We start from the raw sequence: 18,616 nt of genomic DNA, 5'->3' as shown, positions 1-18,616 counted from the left end.
GACTTCCCATGGCTTCGGCCGCGCCACCCCGCACCCCCGGATAATCCGTCCCGGAGTGATCCAACCATCTTGAAGATTATTTCGTTAGGAGTTCTAAGCCTGTGCTGGTGGACTTCTGGGCCGAGTGGTGCGGGCCGTGCAAGATGATCGCCCCGATCCTTGATGAGGTCGCCAGGGACTACGGCGACAAGCTCCAAATCGCCAAGATCAACGTTGACGATAACCAGGCCACGCCAGCGAAGTTCGGTGTCCGAGGCATCCCCACGCTGGTCCTTTTCAAGAACGGTGCTGCGGCGGCGCAGAAGGTCGGAGCGCTAAGCAAGTCGCAGTTGACCGCTTTCCTCGACAGTCACCTCTGACAGGAAAGGACGGGGGTCGTGGCCGACTTCCCCCCGGCACCCGGTCCGTGGCCACGACCCCGTCCCTTGTCCGACACCACCTGACGCCGAGTGGCCCCTGATCGAGGCCTTGCTTCCGCCGGCGGGCGCTGGAGAAATTGACCGAGGCCAAGACCGCCGGCATCCGCCCCGAGACGGTCGAGGTCCCCCCAGCGGCCTCGGCGGAGGTCGTGGACCTGATGGCCATGCTGGAGAAGTCCGTCAGCGACGCCAAAGCCTCCCGCAGCGCCGGACCCCGACGCCACCGTGCAGGACCTGTCCTCCGCGAGGAAGACCAGCAAGAAGACTTCCGCGAAGAAGCGACCGCGAAGGGGACTCCGGCGAACAAGAGCGCCGGCCGCAAGCCCCGCAGCGTCGGAGGAGCGGGTGGGTCTCTCCCGTCGCCGGCAGCCATGTGTCAGTCCGCCGCGGGTTCTTCAAGGGCTCTGACCTCTACGTCGCCGCTTTGTGGGTCGACGTATACCGCGTGGCCGGTTTGGCCGAGGACGGCCAGCAGTGCCTGCCGCAGTGCCGAGCGCATCCCGTCGAGGTCGCCTTCGTGCATGTGGCCGCCCGGGTCGAGCTCGGTTCCGGGGTCCCAGGTGACCGTCACGGCGTCCGCTTTCTGTAGCACTCGCAGGCCTGGGGCCGCTCTTTGGCCGGTTGCGAGATCGAAGCCGGCGCGCTCAAGGGTGCGGCTCACATCTGCCAGCAATGACATCGCGGCGTCATCAGTCACGAGGAAACTTTATTGGCGCATCGGTCAGATAGGTGCTGCCCGTCACTCTTTGGAATGCAGGGCGGCACGGCGCGCTGTCGCGGGCTGGTTGTTCCCTTCCCCCTGCGGGCTTAGGTGAGCCAGGGGTGTTCCAGTCGTCGGCGCTACGGTTTCCCGTGCCCTCGGAGCACCCGCTGTCGTTGGTGCCGTGGGGGAGTGGGCGGCTGGTGCCGAGGGGCCGGCGGGTGGTGAGGAGAGCGAGGACTTTCTGCCAGGTGCCGTCGGTGTTCCACAGGCGTAGGCGTTCGGCGCAGCGGTGCCAGGGTCCGTAGGGGGTGGGTAGGTCGCGCCAGCGGCGGCCACAAAGAGGCGGCACCGCGCCGACACCGCCACGCTGCGCGATGACCGCGGCCGCACGGTCGACACCGGATCATCGCGGCACTGGCGGCCAGGAGTTGTCGGATCGCTTGGTGTTCTCGAACGGGTGGTCTGACGCGTACCAGGTGCTGCCGCACTCGGGACAGGTGAAGCGAGGCCAGGGGTGGGGGCGGCCCTCGATGAGGGCCTTGAAGGTCTCGCCGCCGGCGTCGATGGCGGCCAGGCGGGCTCATCGCTACACCTCGGGGTCTTCCTGCTCACCACGTCACCAGGGTGCCCCTTCCCGCCCCCTTGTGACCATCACCCCGGCGATCCGCTCGGCGAGCCGCCACAGCGACCGCTCGCCGAAGGCGGAGCAGAACGGTCGGACCGCGGGCACGCACGCCCGGCAAGGGGCTACTGTGCCCAGTCGATGCCGAGGTTGGCGAGTGCGGCGAGCTGGTCGCCGTTGAGCCGGTCGCGGCGCTCGGGCAGAACCTCGACGTGTCCTCGGCCGGGCAGCTCTCTGCCTTCACGTTCCTGGTACGGCCTCGGGACTGGTGAGCTCGCATGTTGAGGTGTCGCGTATTCCAGCTCAGAGGGCCCCGATCGGTCACTTTGGGTCATGCGGGCGGTGTCCAGGGTCCGGCTCGGAGAGAGTATGTTCGTCCGATGGCGCGTTCGAAGCGCTTCGGGAGGGAGAGTGCCGGTGGACGTCGTCGCGATTATGGAAGCACTGGCTGAACAGGGCGTAACGGTGCTGTTCAAGGCCGACGCTGAGCGGATGGCAGAGAGGAGCAAGCCTTGGACCTTCGTCGCCAGTGGAGCGCCGTTGCGCGAGGACGTCCTTGTGCGAACCGATGCCGCGTCTGTGGAGCAATGTCTCGCAGTGTGCTTGCCCCGCCTGCGTGAGCTGGGCTTTTCGTTCCCTGAGTGAGAGAGCAGGTGTGACCGAACCGCCGCCCTGGATGTCAGTGCCGGCTGTTTACATGAGCCCATGGACACCGTGCACACGACCGCCGCCCTTCTCCCGGACCCCGCCGAGCTCCGCGCGCACCTGCGCGCGCTGGCCGTGCTGGACCAGGCGATCTGCCGCGACCCGCGGTTCTCCCGCTACTCCTTCTCCACCACCTGGGGGCCTGGGACGGAGGCGGCCTTGATGGACAACGGCGCGGGTGACGACTTCTCCGTCCTCTTCACCCCGGCCGGTGTGCTCGTCCGCGGCTTCGACCACGAGTCGCAGATGAGCCCGTACGCCACGGACGACGAACAGGTCTGGCCCGGTGTCATCGACGAGGTGCCCGCCGCGCTGCGCCCGCTCCTGGACGACCCGGCCTTCGTCGACGAGGGCCTCGGCGCCCCGCGGGTCACCGCCTGCCTGTGGTGGGAGACCGGCGGCAGCGCCTGGCGCACCGGCTCGGGCATCGAGTTCCCCTCGGGCAGCCCGGACCCTGACGGCTCCGGGCACCTCTTCCGCCTCCTCACCGACCGCTCCCCCGAGGCCGTCCAGGCGCACTTCGAGGAGGACTACGGGCGGCCCGTCCCCCTCGACACCGTCCGCCACGTCCTCGCGGGCCACCCCCTGACCCCCGAAGCCGCCCACGGCCTCAACCCGGCCGCCCTCTCCGACGAGGCCCTGCTCCGCCGGATCGCCGCCGACCCCGAGGTCGAGGCGTACCTCGCCTGCGACGGCGAGTTCGACCTCACGCGGACCGACCCCATCGAGTCGATCGCCCTGCCGACCGGTCTCCCGGTGGAGCCCGTGGCCGGCTGCAACGCGGGAGGCACCCACTACCTCTGCGGGCCGGCCGGCTCCGACCGCGTCCGCCCCGTCCTCTACACCGACTCCGAGGGCCAGGCTTCCCTCATTGCGGAGTCCCTCGCCGAGGCCCTGACCCTGGCCATCGTCCTGCCCTCCTGGCACGACGCCCTGGCCGGCTTCCGTCCCCCCGCACTCAACGCCGACTACCTTGAGGACAACCCGGACCACCCCGAGGTCCGCGACCGCCTCCTCGCCGCCCTCCGCCTCCCCCCGGCCACCGAGCCCGAGGTCCTGGCCCGCCTCCTCACCACGGCCGCCCGCACCGTCCCGGACGGCTTCCTCCCTTCGGTCGAGGGCGAGGAGGAAGCGGCCTTCGAACCGATGCTCCGTCTGCCGGCCGAATAGGACAGCCCCGCCGCGCGCCGCCTTCCGGACCTGACGCACCGCTACATCGAAGCCATGACCGCACTGCCCCACTGGATGCGCCCGCCCCGCGGGGAGGGCTGTTCGCGGAGGACGTGGACCGCCTCCCCGATGTTCGGCCCGGCGCATGCCGGATCTTCGGCAGGAGACTTTGGGGTGATCGACCTCAAGGACGTGGAGGGATGGGTCGTCACCGGGCATCACAACGACGTCCTTACCTATGTCGGCCCCGATGAGCCTCAGGATCAGTCGCAGATCGCTGTCCGGCTGTTCGGACGTTCCAGGCGTCAGAGGGACGGCACCGAGCCGCGGATCGCCAAGACCGAGCACCTGCTGCGCGTGGTCGACCCGCTGGACGACAGCTACCGACGGCAGATGAACCGGCAGCTCACCGTGCAGGAGTCCCGCTACGAGCTAGGGGTTGAGACTGGTAGGCACGCATGTTGATCTGTCGCATATTCCACTCCAGGGACGGCTGGACGACGAAGATCCACCTGGCCGGCGATGGCAGATGCCACCCGCTGGCCCTGCTCCTCACGCCGGGGCAGTGGGGGATGCACCACAGATGATTTACGTGCTTGAGCGCATCAGCGTCCCGCGCTCCGCCGGCGGCCATCCCCAGACGCGACCCGATCACCTCGGCGGCGACAGGGCGTACTCGGCTTCGGGGATCAATCAGGACATGGTTACTGACTCTGAAGCCGGGTTGTCGTAGGGGCTGACGATCGGTGATCGTCGCGGTAGACCTGCTCCAGAACCACGGGCATCGGTCGCAGCGACGTGACGGACGACGTTGGGGTTGCGCAGCCAGGTGAGCCGGCTCTTGGACCGGTCCATCTCCAGCAGGACCTTGACCAACGGCAGGAACGCCGGGGCGACGCGGCCGGTGCCGTCGTCGAGTAGGCGGACGAGCGTGTCGGGGAGGATGCAGTGTTCGCAGAGGCGTCCGCCAAGCGGCAGCCCCTCGAAGCCGCAGCGATCGCAGAAGAAGTCGCGGACGATGCCCGCGCAGTCGCGGCAGATCGGTGCGCCGTCGATGTCCCGACCGGGCAGCAACCGGTCGGCCGCCCGGCGCCTTTCCCCGCTGCTGGCCGCATGCGCCGGGTCTGGCCGGTCCGCAAAACGGCGGTCTCGGCCACCGGACCGACTCCAACGACACGTTTTCACCAACCGGAGCAGCACTTCATCGGCTGCGACCGTACTCCTTCAGGATCGTCGGTGGCGGCCCTCGGCCGCCGACGGAGCGGGATGCAGCGGCGGCTGTCAGGGGGCGCTGGCAAGATCGCGCGTATGCACTCTGCACGTATCACTCCACCGCGGCCGGTCGACGTCGCCGCGCTCTTTCCCGAGTTAGCGCAGTTGGCGCGGCCGAGCGTCCGGTTGCATCCGCGGCCCGGTTCCCCTCAGGTGTCCGAGAGTTCCGTGGGCGGTCCCCTGCTGTGGCCCCGCGACGAGCCGTGGCCGCAATGCGACGGCCCGCACCCCGGCACCGGCGTGTCCGCCTACCCCGCGGAGGTACGGCTGGAGCGGCGCAGGCGGGCCCGGTTGCACGCGGATCCGCACGGCCCGCAGTACACCCAACAGGAGCAGGCACTCAAGGCGCACAACGACGCGTTGTTCACCGAGCGCCTCGAATCCGACCCTCCGCCTGCCGAATGCCCGGTTCCCATGCTGCCCGTGGCGCAGTTATACCTGCGCGACGTACCCCTGCTGCGGCCGCCCGGCGGGGCGGATCTTCTCCAGGTGCTCTGGTGCCCACGCGACCACGAACCCGGCTGGAAGCCGTCGACGGCACTGTTCTGGCGGTCCGCCACCGATGTCGTCGACATCCTCGACGCACCCCCGGACCCTTACGAGGCGGACTATCCCGGCTATGTGCCGCAGCCATGCCGGCTGACGCCGGAAGAGGCCGTCGACTACCCCCACAGCCTCGAACTGAGTCCGCAGACGAGGAAGGCCCTGGGGAACTGGGGCAGGTGGCAGGCAGCCGACGCGGCGGTGGACAGTTCGTACGCGGCTTACCCGACGGAGTTCTACGACACCGAGCTGGCTGGCGCACCCGGCTGGAAGGCGGGCGGCTGGGCACCGTGGGGCCGCACCGACCCCAGCCCCCAGGACTGCCGCGCCTGCGGCGCCCCGATGGTTCCTCTGCTGACCATCGCCTCCTTCGAATGGGACGGCGGCCCCGGTAGCTGGGTACCGTACGAGGACCAAAGCGCCGCCGCTGCCGCCCACTTCGTCGGCCAGAACCCCGCGCAGCCCACCGGCGTCGAAGTCGGCAGCACCGACAACCTCCAGATCTATGGCTGTCCCACGTCCCCGGAGCACCCCCACGCCGATCTGATCCAGTGAGCCGAGCCACCGTTGAAGTGGCGTGACCGTCGGCAGTAGTCAGACCGCCGGCGGGACCGTCCGATGAGTGGATACCGCCCTCGACGACGAGCTCCCATGCCCAGGGTGAGGCGACGGCGGCCGTGTGAGACGCGACACCACGGCCGCCTTGTGCCTCTCCGGCATCGGCACAGCTGGCCGCATCATTCTCGCCGGACTGGAACCGGGGGCCGTAGTGTCTCACTCGGCCGGGCGGAAGTCGCAGTATCGACCGGCCGGGCCTGGTGGCCTATCGCCCGGGGAGCCAGCGCGATCGATCCGGCTTACCACACGCGTCCGCGAACGCTACTTCGTGATCCTGTTACCCCTTCTGCTGCGCGCTCGTCAGGGAGATGACGGCGGTTGCCGTCACCGATGCGTGAAGCAGCGGCAGAAATCCGGGGCCCCGAGCTGCGCCGAAGGCGGCCCCCAACGATAAGGCTGACATGGACACGTCTGAAATGTCTCGTTCGACGAACGTCGCAGCGGTGCTGACCACCGCCTTGGCGCTGGGGGTGGTCGGGCTGGCCTCTCCCCTCGCGCACGCCGCTTCGACCCCCGCCCCCGCTGCCGGCACCGCCTCCGCTGCGGATGACTACCCCAGTTCGGGACAGGGCCCCACCTCGCCAAGTGCCGTGGCGGCGTCCCAGGCTGCAGCTCAGCCCATCACGCGCAGCGAGGTCCTGCAGCGCGCCGCCACCTGGGTCGGGCTGGGGCTCCCGTACAACATGAACGGCTCCTACCAGGGGCGTCGGACCGACTGCTCGGGTTACGTCTCGATGGCGTGGGGACTGGCTGCCCCGGGCCTGGCGACCCCGGAATTCGTTCCCTCGGGTGTCGCCCACGCGATCACCAAGGACGAGCTGAAGCCGGGTGATGCGCTCAACAACAACCACCCGGACAAATACGGGCACATCGTGCTCTTCGAGAAGTGGGCTGATGCCTCGAAATCCTCATATTGGGGTTACGAGTTCAGTTCGACCGGGGTGCATCACCGTGTCATTCCCTACGCCTATTTCTCCCGTTCCTCGGAGTATCAGCCGATCAGGCTCAACAACATCGTGGACGACGAACAGACACCGGCCGCCGAGGACGGTTCGCGGGTGAAGGGCGATTTCGACGGTGACGGCCGCGATGACGTGGCGGTGCTCTACGACTACGGCCGTGAGGGTGAGCGGAGCCACTCCGGTCTGTGGACGTTCACCAGCAACGGCACCGGCTTCAACAGTCCGAGGAAGGTCTGGGACAGCGGATCCGGCAGCTGGAACTGGGCGTCCACCAAACTGACCGTCGGCGACTTCAACGGCGACGGCAAGGCCGACATCGCCGCCCTGTACGACATGGGCCGCGCGGACGACGGCCGCAACCGCACCAAGCTGTTCACCTTCACCAACAACGGCGACGGATTCAACGCACCCGTCAAGGTCTGGGACAGCAGCGAGGATGTGGCGGTCAAGAGCTGGAACTGGTCGGCCGGGAAACTGAGCGCCGGTGATTTCAACGGCGACGGAAAGACCGACATCGGCATCCTCTACGACTACGGCACCACCGACTCGGGTAACCGCACCGGGCTGTGGACGTTCACGAGCACTGGCACTGGCTTCACCAGCCCCAAGAAGGCGTGGGACAGCAGCGAGGACCCGGTCAAAAGCTGGAACTGGAACGCGAGCAAGCTGAGCGTGGGTGATTTCGACGGGGACGGCAGGGCCGATGTCGGCGTCCTCTACGACTACGACCAGACCGATAGGGGCAACCGGTCCGGGCTGTGGACGTTCACCAGCACGGGCAGCGGTTTCGGCAGCCCCAAGAAGGTGTGGGACAGCGAGGGTGACGCGGTCAAGAGCTGGAACTGGGACGTGAGCAAGCCCGTCGCCGGCGACTTCGACGGTGATGGCAGGGATGACCTGGGCGTCCTGTACAACTACGGGCCCGACGAGGGCGGCAACCACACGGGCCTGTGGACGTTCACCAGCACAGGCAGCGGTTTCGGCAGCCCCAAGAAGGTGTGGGACAGCCAGGGAGACCCGGTCAAGAGCTGGAACTGGAACGCCAGCAAGACCATCGCCGGCGACTTCAACGGCGACGGCAAGACCGACCTCGGCGTGCTCTACGACTACGGCAGGACGCACGACGTCAACCGCAGCGGCCTGTGGACGTTCACCAGCACCGGCAACGGATTCAGCGGCCCCCGCCTGGGCTGGGACAGCCAGACGGACGCCGTGAAGAGCTGGAGCTGGGCCGCCAGCAAGGCCTCTTGATCCAGCAAGCCTGCACCGGGCAGCGCAGACGCGACCCAGCCCCAGCGTAGGCAGTCCGCCAGGACGAAGCAGCAGGGCACAGCGGCGGGGTGGCCCGCGTCTTCGACGCCGCCCACCCCCGCCCCGCCGTGCCCGCAGCCGCCCCCTCACCACACCACTCCTAGGAACAGCCACGCCCATGCTCACACCACCACGACCGCGGCGCGGAATCGTCGCGGCCGCCCTCTGCCTTGTCGCACTCGCCGCAGCCGCCGCACCCGCCCAGGCGGGGCCTCCTTCCCCGCCGTCGCCACTTACCGTTCCGGTGACCTACCGCGGGCTCACTGTTGACGTCCCGGCCACCTGGAGCGTCGTGGACCTCGAAGCCGCCCCTTCCACGTGCGTACGGTTCGACCGCAGGGCCGTGTACCTGGGCCACCCCGGAGCCGAGCAGTCCTGCCCCTCCCACCTCGCCGGCGGCAGGACAGACGCACTGCTGCTGGAGCCGATGGACGGAGCCGCAGAGCAGGACCTCGACTCCGCCCTGCGCGTACCGGCCGGTTCGCCGGCGCCGAGCCGGCTCAACGGCGATCACGACCACGAGGCGAGGGTTGCCATCCAAGGCGCCGGAATCCTGGCGACGGCCGCATACGACACCTCCGACGAAGGGGTCGCCGCAGTGCTCCGCCGCGCCCGCGTCGGCGCCACCGCCAAGGCAGTCCACCTTCCTCCCAAGTCGGCCGCCGCACAGCAGGCAGCCCCCGTCGCGCCGTCCGGCCTGGCCGCCGCCACCGGGTACACGGGGCCCGGCTTCGACACATGCTCCGCTCCCTCGTCCGCTGCCATGAAGGCATGGACGGCCTCCCCCTACCGGGCCGTCGGTATCTACATTGGCGGTCGCAACCGGGGGTGTCCGATCCAGCCCCAGCTCACTTCGGGGTGGGTCAGCGAGCAGGTCACCAACGGCTGGCACCTCCTGCCGATCTTCGTGGATCTGCAAGCCGGCGGCATCTCACCGGCCAACGCGTTCGCCCAGGGGCGGGAGTCGGCGGACGCCGCTGTCGCCGACGCGGTTGGTCTCGGTCTGACCGCCGACACCGGCACGGTCATCTACAACGACATGGAGAACTACACGGACCCCACCTACCGCAGCCGGGTGCTCGACTACTTGTCGGGCTGGAGCAAGCGCCTGCACGAGCGCGGCTACCGGGCGGGCGTGTACGCCGGCTCCCAGAGCGGAGTGCGCGACCTCGCCTCGGTGGCCAACGACTCCCGCTACACCAAGCCAGACGTGGTCTGGTCGGCCAACTGGAACCTCAAGGCCGATGTGTCAGACCCCTCGATGAATCTCCCCGGGCCCGGCTACTGGCCGGGGCAGCGGATCCACCAGTACCGCGGCGAGGTGACCGACACGTACGGCGGGGTGAGCATCCACATCGACCGCAACCACGTAGATGTGGCCGCAGGTGCCGCCCAGCAACCCGGAGGCGAGGAGGAGGTCTCCCGCGCGAAGGGCGACTTCGACGGTGACGGCCGCGATGACGTGGCGGTGCTCTACGACTACGGCCGTGAGGGTGAGCGGAGCCACTCCGGTCTGTGGACGTTCACCAGCAACGGCACCGGCTTCAACAGTCCGAGGAAGGTCTGGGACAGCGGATCAGGCAGCTGGAACTGGACGTCCACCAAATTGACCGTCGGCGACTTCAACGGCGACGGCAAGGCCGACATCGCCGCCCTGTATGACATGGGCCGCGCGGACGACGACCGCAACCGCACCAAGTTGTTCACCTTCACCAACAACGGCGACGGATTCAACGCACCCGTCAAGGTCTGGGACAGCATCGATGACGCCGTGCGCAGCTGGAATTGGGAGGGCACCAAGGCCGTCGCCGGCGACTTCAACGGCGACGGCAGAACGGACATCGGTGTCCTGTACGACTACGGCGCCACGGACTCCGGCAACCGCACCGGTCTGTGGACGTTCACCAGCACCGGCACCGGCTTCACCAATCCCAAGAAGGCGTGGGACAGCAGCGAGGACCCGGTCAAAAGCTGGAACTGGAACGCGAGCAAGGCCGTCGCCGGCGACTTCAACGGCGACAGCAGAACGGACATCGGTGTCCTGTACGACTACGGCGCCACGGACTCCGGCAACCGCACCGGACTGTGGACGTTCACCAGCACCGGCACCGGCTTCACCAGCCCCAAGAAGGCGTGGGACAGCAGCGAGGACCCGGTCAAAAGCTGGAACTGGAACGCAAGCAAGACCATCGCCGGCGACTTCAACGGCGACCGCCTGGCCGATGTGACGGTCCTCTACGACTACGGCAGGACCGACGAAGCCAACCGCAGCGGCCTGTGGGCCTTCACCGCCACCGACTCCGGCTTCCATCCGCCCCGCCTCGGCTGGGACAGCCGTACTGACCCTGTCAAGAGCTGGAACTGGTCGGCCAGCAAGGCCGCCTGAACCACCCCACCCACCGGAGAGACAGAACGTGAAAAGGCACCAGCACGACAACCGACGGCGCGCCCTGGCCGCAGCAGCGGTCGCCGCCGTCTCGGGGCTGACCCTGGCCCTCAGCTCCCCCACCCAGGCGCAGGCGGCCTCAGTCGCCACCTGGGAGAAGCTCGCCCAGTGCGAGAGCAGCGGAAACTGGGCCTACAAGGGCCATTACCACGGCGGTCTGCAATTCGACCCCGGCACCTGGGTGGCGTACGGGGGTACCGAATACGCCCCCTACGCCTATCAGGCCACCAAGGAACAGCAGATCCGTATCGGAGAGAAGGTGCTGGCCGGCCAGGGCCTGAGCGCCTGGCCGAACTGCTGGCGGCAGGCGGGGCTGGACGAGGATCACGCGCCCCCCTTCCCCGACGTTTCCACGAGCCAGGAGGATTCCGCCGACCGCGCTCGTGGGGACTTCGACGGCGACGGCCGTGACGACATCGCCGTGCTGTACGACTACGGGCGTGACGGCGGAGTGAGTCGTACGGGGCTGTGGATCTTCAGCGGGTCCGCGACGGGCCTCACCGGTCCGCGGAAGGTGTGGGACAGCGCCTCGGACAGCGCCACCGGCAGCTGGAACTGGGCGGCGAGCAAGGTGACGGTAGGCGACTTCAACGGCGACGGCAAGGCCGACATCGGCATCCTGTACGACATGGGCGAAACCGAGGACGGCCGCAACCGCACCAAACTGTTCACCTTCACGAGCAACGGCCCCGGCTTCAACAATCCCGTCAAGGTATGGGACAGCCAGGACGATCCGGTCAGGAGCTGGAACTGGAAGGCGAGCAAGCCGGTCGCCTCCGACTTCGACGGCGACGGCCGTGACGACCTCGCCGTCCTCTACGACTACGGCCGCACGGGCGACGCGAACCGCACCGGACTGTGGACGTTCACCAGCACTGGCACCGGCTTCGCCGGCCCCCGACTCGTATGGGACAGCGCGCGCGATGCCGTCAAGAGCTGGGACTGGTCCCGCAGCAAGCTGACGGTCGGCGACTTCAACCTCGACGCCCACCCGGACATCGCCGTTCTTTACGACAATGGCAGGACGGACGGCGTGAGCCACACGACGCTGTGGGCTTTCACGGGCAACGGCTCAGGATTCGACAGCCCGAGGCAGCTGTGGACCAGCGGTCGGGAGAGCTGGAACTGGAGTGCCAGCAAGCCTCTCTCTGGGGACTTCGACAACGACGGCACCACCGACGTCGCCGTGCTGTACGACATGGGCCGATCCGATGACGGGCGCAACCGCACCAGGCTGTTCCTCTTCCTCGGTGACGGCCGGGGCTACGAGGCCCCGTTCAAGGCCTGGGACAGCCAGGACGACCCGGTCAGGAGCTGGAACTGGTCCGCTAGCAAGGCCGTGGTCGGTGACTTCACGGGGGTCGGGCTGCCGGCGGTGGGCGTGCTGTACGACTACGGACTCACCGACGGCGTCAATCGCACGGCACTGTGGACGTTCCCGAGTGCCGGGCGTGGGGTGTTCGGGCCAAAGAAGGTCTGGGACAGCAAGGACGACACCATCAAGAGCTGGCGATGGGGAGCTTCCAAGGCCGGCTGAGACGGAGGGTCGACGTGGTGCCCGGAAGACGAAGGGACGAGGAAATGAAGAAGACGGCCAGGGGGAGGGGAACGGCCCTGGCGGCGATGCTGTGCGCTCTCGCCGCCGGTGTGCTCGCCGGGCCCGCGGCAGCCGCCCCGGAGGCATTACAGGCCCCGCCGGTCACACGAGCCGCAACGGTCCCGCAGCTCGTGACATCGCCGGCGTCCACGCCGGGGTTGCTGGCGGAGCCGCAACTGCGCGTGGTGTCGTGGAACATCTGTGGTGAAGCCGGGGGTGTCCGCGGTGAGGCGGGGTTCTGCGCCTACCGCAACGAGCCCCAGCAGAAGGTCGACCAGATCGTCCAGGTCGCGGCGGAGCACGACGCCGACGTGATCATGCTCCAGGAGGTCTGCGGGCAGGCTCCGGGAAGTCACATGGAGCGGCTGCGAGCGGCCCTGGGCGCCGGCTGGTCCCTCGAGCACGCGAAGGGTGCCCGGCCGGACGGGACGACGTACTGCCGGGGCGGCCTCAGTGGAGAGCTGGGCGTGGGCATCGCGGTCAAGGGACGGGTGACCGAGGTGAGCGCGGTCAACGCCGTCCCCGCGGGGGGTGACGGGCAGACACTGCCCGTCCTGTGCCTACGCGTCGAGGGCTGGTCGTCCCGGATCTGCACGACCCACATCCTCGCCGACCCGTCGGATCCCCGCCGCGCGGGGCAGATCCAGAACGTGAAGAACGCGATCTGGGCGGACCGCAACCGGGTGGTCCTCGGCGGCGACTTCAACATGTTCCCGGGTAGCACGGGGCTCCAGCCGATCGCCGAGGCCTTCGACGAGTGCGACAGCAGGACATACGGCGACGGGGACGAGGTGAACGAGCCCACCCACCACGACTGGACGGCGCAGACGGGCGACGTGCTGCGCAAGCGCGACCACATCTTCGCCTCCTGGACCGAGTCGGGCACCCCGTTCACGGCGTGTGACGTCGACCGGTTCCGGATGGACACCACCGAGAACCGCCCCGACAGCGGGCCGCCCGACGGCTACTCCGACCACGCCCCGATTATCGGCTCCCTCAAACCCGCCCCCCACGCCGAGGCAGCGGGTGACTTCAACGGCGACGGCAAGGCCGACCTGGCGGTGCTCAGCGGTCATGGCAGGTCGGCCGACGGGCGCAATCAGAGCAGCCTGTGGCTGCTCTACGGCACAGGCTCGGGCTTCGCCGCTCCGCGCCGGGTCTGGGACAGCGGCACCGACAGCTGGAACTGGACGGCGAGCGCACTGACCGCCGGCGATTTCGACGGCGACGGCCACGCCGACCTCGGTGTCCTGTACAACTACGGCCGGACCGCAGACCGGGGCCGCACCGGACTGTGGACCTTCAAGGCGACGGCGCAGGGAGTGGAGGCACCCCGCGAAGTCTGGGACAGCCGGAACGACGCCACGAACCCGGACTGGGACTGGAGCGCCTCGAAACCGGTGGCGGGGGACTTCGATGGCGACGGGCGCACGGACGTGGGCGTCCTCTACGACTACGGTTCTTCCGGCGGCAGCAACCGGACGGGGCTGCGGGTCTTCACCAGCACCGGCACCGGCATCGGCTTCAAGAACCCCCGGCTGGTGTGGGACAGCGTGCACGATCCCGTCAAGAGCTGGAACTGGGCCGCGAGCAAGCCCGTCACGGGGGACTTCGACGGCGACGGCAAGGCCGACATTGGCGTCCTGTACAACTACGGCCGGACCGCCGACCGCAACCGCACCGGACTGTGGACGTTCACAGCCACCGCGAGCGGCTTCACCAGCCCCCGACAAGTCTGGGACAGCGGCACCGACAGCTGGAACTGGGCCGCGAGCAAACCCGTCACCGGGGACTTCGACGGCGACGGCAAGGCCGACCTCGGTGTCGTCTACGACTACGGTCGGACCGCAGACCGGGGCCGCACCGGACTGTGGACCTTCTCCGGCACCGCGAGCGGCTTCGGCGGCCCACGCAAGGTCTGGGACAGCGCCGACGCCGGTGACAGCTGGAGCTGGACGGCCAGCACTCCCACCGCCGGAGACTTCAACGGCGACGGCCGAGCCGATGTCGGCGTCATGTACGACTACGCCAACGCGGCCAACGGTTCGAACCGGACGGCTCTGTGGATGTTCACCAGCCGGGGCACGGGCTTCGACGCGCCCCGGCAGTACTGGGACAGCAGCGTGCCAGGCTGACGTCCCGTAACAGGGCCGGGGTCCCCAGAGACCCCGGCCCCTTCAAGTCGTCCTCCGCCGGCTCAGCCGGTCTCCGCCGGCCCGTCTCGGTTACTCCAGAGGAATTTGTTACCTCGGCCCGTCCGCACCCGTCATCACCCATGACGGAACGGATGCGAGAAAGGCAACGACATGACCGACAGCGGCACCTTGACCCCGATAGCCGAGGCCTTCGAGTCCCAGCGGGACCGGCTGCGGGCAGTCGCCTACCGCATGCTCGGTTCGCACGCCGACGCCGAGGACGCCGTTCAGGAAGCATGGCTGCGGCTGTCCCGTCAGGACACGACGGCCATTGACAACCTCGCCGGCTGGCTGACCACGGTGGTCGGCCGGATCAGCCTCGATGTCCTGCGGTCGCGCCAGGCCCATCCCGCCGCGTCCTATCAGGATCGTCTGCCGGAACTCGTGGTGACGCTCGACGACGGCCCCGCACCGGAAGAGGACGCCGTGCTCGCGGACTCGGTCGGGCTCGCGCTCCTCGTCGTCCTCGACTCGCTCCGGCCGGGCGAGCGGCTGGCGTTCGTACTGCACGATCTGTTCGCCGTGCCGTTCGACGAGATCGGCACGATCCTCGGCAAGTCCACCGCTGCCGCGAAGATGATGGCCAGCCGCGCCCGCAGAAAGGTTCGCGCGACCGAGCGGCCGGCAGGACTTGAGCCCGGACAGCGGCAGATCGTCCAGGCCTTCCTGACGGCGTCCCGCGACGGCGATTTCGAGGCACTGCTGAGGGTGCTCGACCCGGAGGTGAGGCTGAGCGTCGACACCCCCGCCGGGGAGATCGTCGTCCTGGGCGCCACCAAGGTGGCCGCCGGCGCGCAGCTGCGCGCCAGCGGGGTCAAGCTGGGACGTGCGGCGCTCGTCAACGGGCTTCCGGGTCTGGTCTGCTGGAACGAGGAAGGGGCCCCGCTGTCGGTCCTCGCCTTCACCGTCACCGACGGCCGGATCACCAACGTCACGATCCACACCGATCCGGCCAAGCTCGCGCTTGCCGACCTGCCGACCCCGGCGTGAACCGGTTCATGTCGAGCACCACCGGACAGTCGTATCGACCCATGGAGGAGCGTGGCATGGACGCACACGCCTTCGCCCGCGGGAGGCCGGCGAGCGCAGGCTCGGGGACCGGCTGGTGATGCTGGACGGCTTACGGATCCTCGCGTCGCTATCGGTGTTCTTGTACCACTATGTGGCACTGGAGAGTGCCTGGGGCGAGCCGGCGCGGGCAGTCTTCCCGTGGGCCGGCCGGGTCGCGGCCCACGGCTGGCTCGGCGTCGAGATCTTCTTCCTGGTGAGCGGCTTCGTCATCTGTATGAGCGCATCGGGTGCACCGTCGGCGACTTCGCGGCGTCCCGCATCTCCCGCCTCTTCCCCGCATACCGGGCCGCCGTCACATTCACCGCCCTAGGGCCTGTGATGTCGTGATCAGTTGCTGCGTTTCGCCCCTTCACGGGGGCGGGATTCTGTAGGACTGTGGTCGTGGCGCGTAGGCAACTCACCCATGCACAGTGGAAGTTCATCGAGCCGTACCTGCCGATCGGCAGGTACGGCCCGTACCCCGAACGGCTGCGCGAACAGTTCGAAGGGGTTGATTTGGCGGTTCCGGTCCAGCGGTCGGTGGCGTGAGATGCCGGCCGAGTTCGGCCCATGGGCCACCGTCTACGGACGCTTCCGGGTCTGGCGGAACGCCGGAGTGTTCTCCGCCCTGCTGGAAGGCCTGATCGCCCAGGGAGCCCGTGCCGGACAGAGCGACTTGTCGCTGGTCAGCGTCGATTCCACAACGGTCCGCTCCCACCACGACGCCGCAGGGATGCGCGTCAGCAAGCACCTCATGGATGCCCTGGAGGAAGCCGCGCGGGAACAGGAGACCGCACGCCAAAAAGGGGCGGACCGGAGGAACGGAACCGACAGGCCGAACGCCGGCGCATCCGACGCAGACGCAAGCTCCGCTTGAAGCAAGCCCTGCTCGGCAGACCCGGGGCGGACTGACACTTCATCTCGCCTCGGACCGCTGGTGGCGCCCACTCGCACTGGTCCTGACCGCCGGACAGGCAGGCGACAGCCCCCAGTTCATCCCCGTGCTGCGGAGTGTCCGAGTCCGCCAGCCCGTCGGCCGCCCCCGCGCCAGGCCCGGCGCTGTCGCCGCGGACAGGGCCTACTCCTCCCGCGGCAACCGCTCCTACCTGCGCAAACGAGGCCGATGCCGAACCCGGGTTGTGGTTGAGCGTGATCGGGGCCCGAGAGGGTGCCGACGGCTGAACGACATGCGTATCCGGCTTCGGCCGTACGGGGCTACCGGGCGCGGCGGCGACGCGGGAGGGCGATGACCGGTCGGGTCCACCGCCCTTCCGCGTACGCGCGTGGTCAGCCGGTCGAGTGCCTGTGCCGCCCGGGAAGCCGCCGACGGCCGCGGTGAGCAGGCCGTATACGTGATCGACCTCCGGCTTCAGCAGGGCCTCGATCTCGTCGTCCCCCCCCGGCCAGGGTCAGTTCCCGGATCCGCAGGAACACCAGCCGGTTCGCCGCCGAGATCAGTGCCGCCGTAGCGCGTGGGGCGATGCCGGGTGCCCGGTCCGCACCGGCGTGTGCTCGGGCCCGGCCGCCCCGGCCAGTGCCTCCTCGCGCTGTGTGAATGGGTGCGACGGTGGCATCGGATGGGCGTCGGCCGGGCGGGATGGACTGTCTCCTGTCGGCCTGGGCAGCTGTGGTGATCATGGCTGTCGCGAGGTGATTGAGCTGCTGCCGTCCGGTGCCGATTCAGGGGGCCGGCCTGCTGCCATGGGCGTGCCCGTTCACACTGTGCGCCTGACGCTGGCCCGGTTCACTGGATGCCGGCTCGTCTGCGATCCGGCGCGGTTGCCGCTGCCCGGCGGGTCCTTGGCGAGCCGGTCTGTGAGTGCGCTCACCGGGCATCGACCGGGTGAGGACGCCGAGTGTGAGCAGAGCGAGCGCCGGTAGCACGGCGACGATGATGCCCATCGGCAAGGCGTTGGTGGCGCCACCTGCGCCGGCCAGCGGAGCAAGTGCCCCGCCGAATATGAACTGGCTGAAGCCGAGCAGAGCGGCGGCCGACCCGGCGTGTCCGCCGTGGTCGGCCAGGGCCTGGGCTGCGGCGTTCGGCATGACGAGGCCTACGCTGGTGACCAGGACGAACAGGCCGATCAGGAGCGCGGGCAGGGGTGCCCGTGTCAGCACCGCGCCCAGGACTGTGGTGCCACCGGCTGTCGCGCCCAGCAGACCGGCGAGCAGCAGCACGCGGGCGCCGGCCCGGGCCACCAGCCGGCCGCTGATCTGGGCGGCCGCAATGAGTCCTGCGGCGTTGACGGCGAACACGGCGCTGTACTGCTGCGGTGACAGGCCGTGGACTTCCTGCAGGATGAACGGCGAGCCAGAGATGTAGGCGAACATCGCTGCGAAGACCAGGCCGTTGGCCAGGACATACCCGGTGAAGACCCGGTCGCTGAGCAGCTGCCCGACGACAGCCGGCAGCGGCTGGCGTGACGCGGAGGACCGGGTCTGTGGCAGTGCTGCGGCAGAGGCCGCCAGTATCACGGCGCCGAGTACGGCCAGGGCCACGAAGATTCCCGGCCAGGCCGTGATGCGCAGTAGCTGGCCGCCGAGGACCGGCGCGAACACCGGCGCCAGGCCGGTGATCAAGGTCAGTGCGGAGAAGAGACGTGCGGTGTGGGTTCCGGAGGTGCGGTCGCGGACCATGGCGTTGGCGATGACGATGCCGAACGCCCCGCCGATGCCCTGGACCAGGCGTAGGCCGACGAAGGTCCGGACGTCGGGCGCCACCGCGCAGAGCGCGCTGGCGGTCGTGTAGAGGGCGAGGCCCGCCAGCAACGGACGCCGCCGGCCGTAGGTGTCGCTCAGCGGCCCGGCGATCAGCTGCCCGAGGGCCAGCCCGGCCAGGCAGGCGGTGATGGTGAGCTGGGTGGCCGCGGCGCTGGCGCGCAGGTCGCCGGCGAGGTCCGGCAGTCCGGGCAGGTAGCCGTCGATGGACAGTGGCCCCAGGGCCACGAGCGCTGCGAGCAGGACGATGAATCGGGTTTGCCGGCCGGCGGCGTCGTTGCTCAT

General features: G+C 69.1%; 12 protein-coding genes and 3 pseudogenes. 12 read left to right on the top strand and 3 right to left on the bottom strand.

Going from position 1 to position 18,616, the window contains the following annotated elements:
• Window positions 1-71 precede the first annotated feature (71 nt).
• Window positions 72-359: pseudogene (gene trxA / locus ACIPK4_RS37875) on the top strand (thioredoxin); the annotation flags it as partial.
• 436 nt (window positions 360-795) lie between these two features.
• On the opposite strand, the gene ACIPK4_RS37870 reads toward trxA, so the two are convergent.
• Window positions 796-1,116 (bottom strand): hypothetical protein, encoded by a 321-nt coding sequence (locus ACIPK4_RS37870; RefSeq protein ID WP_402321895.1) that lies wholly within the window; start codon window positions 1,114-1,116, stop codon window positions 796-798.
• Between the two features lie 1,045 nt (window positions 1,117-2,161).
• Here ACIPK4_RS37870 and ACIPK4_RS37865 point away from each other — a divergent pair.
• From ACIPK4_RS37865 to ACIPK4_RS37850, 4 genes and pseudogenes are all read left to right on the top strand, one after another.
• Window positions 2,162-2,389 (top strand): hypothetical protein, encoded by a 228-nt coding sequence (locus ACIPK4_RS37865; protein WP_030815986.1) that lies wholly within the window; start codon window positions 2,162-2,164, stop codon window positions 2,387-2,389.
• A gap of 60 nt (window positions 2,390-2,449) precedes the next feature.
• Window positions 2,450-3,619: a hypothetical protein gene (locus tag ACIPK4_RS37860; RefSeq protein WP_402321893.1), complete on the top strand. Its 1,170-nt coding sequence runs from the start codon at window positions 2,450-2,452 to the stop codon at window positions 3,617-3,619.
• A gap of 174 nt (window positions 3,620-3,793) precedes the next feature.
• A complete protein-coding gene (locus ACIPK4_RS37855) occupies window positions 3,794-4,084 on the top strand; it encodes a hypothetical protein (RefSeq protein ID WP_402321909.1) in 291 nt (96 codons plus the stop codon).
• Window positions 4,085-4,101: 17 nt separating this feature from the next.
• Window positions 4,102-4,301: pseudogene (locus tag ACIPK4_RS37850) on the top strand (IS5/IS1182 family transposase); the annotation flags it as partial.
• Between the two features lie 11 nt (window positions 4,302-4,312).
• Here the strand turns inward: ACIPK4_RS37850 and ACIPK4_RS37845 are convergent.
• Window positions 4,313-4,819: a hypothetical protein gene (locus ACIPK4_RS37845; RefSeq protein WP_402321890.1), complete on the bottom strand. Its 507-nt coding sequence runs from the start codon at window positions 4,817-4,819 to the stop codon at window positions 4,313-4,315.
• 108 nt (window positions 4,820-4,927) lie between these two features.
• Between ACIPK4_RS37845 and ACIPK4_RS37840 the strand changes: the two genes are divergently transcribed.
• The 7 genes and pseudogenes from ACIPK4_RS37840 to ACIPK4_RS37810 all read left to right on the top strand — a co-directional run.
• On the top strand, window positions 4,928-5,989 hold the full coding sequence (locus tag ACIPK4_RS37840; protein WP_402321887.1) for a hypothetical protein: 1,062 nt from the start codon (window positions 4,928-4,930) through the stop codon (window positions 5,987-5,989).
• A 479-nt stretch (window positions 5,990-6,468) separates the two neighbouring features.
• Entirely contained in the window at window positions 6,469-8,265 is a 1,797-nt protein-coding gene (locus ACIPK4_RS37835; RefSeq protein WP_402321884.1) for an FG-GAP-like repeat-containing protein, read from the top strand.
• Window positions 8,266-8,569: 304 nt separating this feature from the next.
• Window positions 8,570-10,711 carry a glycoside hydrolase domain-containing protein gene (locus ACIPK4_RS37830; RefSeq protein ID WP_402321881.1) on the top strand — a complete coding sequence of 714 codons (2,142 nt, stop codon included), beginning with the start codon at window positions 8,570-8,572 and terminating at the stop codon, window positions 10,709-10,711.
• 28 nt (window positions 10,712-10,739) lie between these two features.
• Window positions 10,740-12,308 carry a transglycosylase family protein gene (locus ACIPK4_RS37825; RefSeq protein WP_402321878.1) on the top strand — a complete coding sequence of 523 codons (1,569 nt, stop codon included), beginning with the start codon at window positions 10,740-10,742 and terminating at the stop codon, window positions 12,306-12,308.
• Between the two features lie 44 nt (window positions 12,309-12,352).
• A complete protein-coding gene (locus ACIPK4_RS37820; protein ID WP_402321875.1) occupies window positions 12,353-14,503 on the top strand; it encodes an FG-GAP-like repeat-containing protein in 2,151 nt (716 codons plus the stop codon).
• 171 nt (window positions 14,504-14,674) lie between these two features.
• On the top strand, window positions 14,675-15,553 hold the full coding sequence (locus ACIPK4_RS37815) for a sigma-70 family RNA polymerase sigma factor (RefSeq protein ID WP_402321872.1): 879 nt from the start codon (window positions 14,675-14,677) through the stop codon (window positions 15,551-15,553).
• A gap of 462 nt (window positions 15,554-16,015) precedes the next feature.
• Window positions 16,016-16,797: pseudogene (locus ACIPK4_RS37810) on the top strand (transposase); the annotation flags it as partial.
• 496 nt (window positions 16,798-17,293) lie between these two features.
• Here the strand turns inward: ACIPK4_RS37810 and ACIPK4_RS37805 are convergent.
• Complete coding sequence (locus ACIPK4_RS37805) at window positions 17,294-18,616, bottom strand: multidrug effflux MFS transporter (RefSeq protein WP_402321870.1); 1,323 nt, start codon at window positions 18,614-18,616, stop codon at window positions 17,294-17,296.

It is taken from the genome of Streptomyces sp. NPDC086989 (genome assembly GCF_044745505.1).
Lineage (GTDB): Bacteria > Actinomycetota > Actinomycetes > Streptomycetales > Streptomycetaceae > Streptomyces.
This window is presented reverse-complemented; position numbering and strand designations above follow the sequence as displayed.

Excerpts from the sequence above, each read along its gene's own strand:
- ACIPK4_RS37840 (WP_402321887.1), top strand. The coding sequence starts at position 4,928 with ATGCACTCTGCACGTATCACTCCACCGCGGCCGGTCGACGTCGCCGCG.
- ACIPK4_RS37835 (WP_402321884.1), top strand. The coding sequence starts at position 6,469 with ATGTCTCGTTCGACGAACGTCGCAGCGGTGCTGACCACCGCCTTGGCG.
- ACIPK4_RS37820 (WP_402321875.1), top strand. The coding sequence starts at position 12,353 with ATGAAGAAGACGGCCAGGGGGAGGGGAACGGCCCTGGCGGCGATGCTG.
- ACIPK4_RS37805 (WP_402321870.1), bottom strand. The coding sequence starts at position 18,616 with ATGAGCAACGACGCCGCCGGCCGGCAAACCCGATTCATCGTCCTGCTC.
- ACIPK4_RS37815 (WP_402321872.1), top strand. The coding sequence starts at position 14,675 with ATGACCGACAGCGGCACCTTGACCCCGATAGCCGAGGCCTTCGAGTCC.
- ACIPK4_RS37860 (WP_402321893.1), top strand. The coding sequence starts at position 2,450 with ATGGACACCGTGCACACGACCGCCGCCCTTCTCCCGGACCCCGCCGAG.